The sequence below is a fragment of the Daeguia caeni genome, assembly GCF_042653845.1.
Lineage (GTDB): Bacteria > Pseudomonadota > Alphaproteobacteria > Rhizobiales > Rhizobiaceae > Brucella > Brucella caeni.
The window spans coordinates 1-1,285 of record NZ_JBHSEL010000070.1; the positions used below are offsets into that span (position 1 = coordinate 1).

Sequence of the window (1,285 nt, forward strand, 5' to 3'; positions counted from 1 at the left end):
CCGCTTAAATCAAACCCCAAACCGAGCCGGAAACTCCAATCTTCAAAAACACAAATAGTCTCAAATCATTCGACGACGGACACCGCAGATGCGCCGGTGAGCTATCTGCTCAATGCAGTGTTGGGCTGACACCAGTCATTAAACCAGGCAATGGCTGCCGCCGTTGTTGCTTCAAGTACAGAACGGCCTACTGCTTCCCCTATAGCCGTATGCATGCCTGCGTAGGCTTGCGGCCTGCTTGAGCATGGTGCTGCCGTAACGATGCAGTCTGTTCCTGTTCCAGTGACAATGTCATCCATACAGGGACGTCTGTAGCCAAAGCGCAGGAGTGCCGTTGTTCTGGCTTGCGCAACGATCGACGACATTTCGAGCAATGCAGCATCCGTGAGCGGGACGGAAACTGCGGCAAGAATATTGATGGTCCCGGCGTGCAGCACATGAAGCATGGGATCTTGTCGTTTGCCGACGGTTTCTCCATTATTCAGCCCAAGAGTGATCAGACAGTCTGCTTGGACATCATCTACTGTCGCGCTTGCAATTTCATAACACGCGACATTCCGTGCTGTGATCAGTCCAACAGCATCTCCAAGATCTACCGCAAGAAGACGGTGCTGAAACCATGTCTTGGGGTCTGTAACCGTAATCAGCTCATCGTTCCCTACTTCCAGCCAGGCCACTCTCTCGGCGGTGGTGAAACCAGGCCGATTGAGAGACCAGCTGACCATTTGGTGTGGAGAGGCAAATTCTGCAACGAGCCAGGGGCGGTTACAGCAGATCTTGAAATTTGACGCCAGGCTTGATGCGTTCTCTTCCGGAAATTTTGTTTCAGTCAAAAGTCACGAGCCCCGTTTCTTTCTGGCGCGATCCACTTCTTGCCAGCCACTCGATCATTGACGGTGTTTTTCATTATGATCAAGTCAACCGCATAGACTGTGACCTGCTCCCCTTGATGTCCACAATCATAAATTGGCTCTGTCCAGATTTAGTTTCCTAGATCGGCTTGCATGCTCACAACGGGTGAGCCACTGCGCCAGCCCGGCTTTACCAGCAGCCATTTCGTTTCAGTCATGCAGCTATGGCTGGTTTGTTCAACATATTTCTATTGGTTCCTGTCAAGATGCATAGCAATGCTTGCAGTTTCCATCAGCAATGTCGCTACATATGTGAAATCCGATAACCACAGCATGTTCGGACAGGAGCCCAGTGTCCGTCGTCGAATGATTTGAGACTATTTGTGTTTTTGAAGATTGGAGTTTCCGGCTCGGTTTGGGGTTTGATTTAAGCG

1 protein-coding gene is annotated in these 1,285 nt (G+C 50.7%); it reads right to left on the reverse strand.

Features of this window, described 5'->3' with window-relative positions:
* Positions 1–101: 101 nt before the first annotated feature.
* Entirely contained in the window at positions 102–833 is a 732-nt protein-coding gene (locus ACFO1V_RS09435) for an adenosylcobinamide amidohydrolase (RefSeq protein ID WP_374834783.1), read from the reverse strand.
* Positions 834–1,285 lie beyond the last annotated feature (452 nt).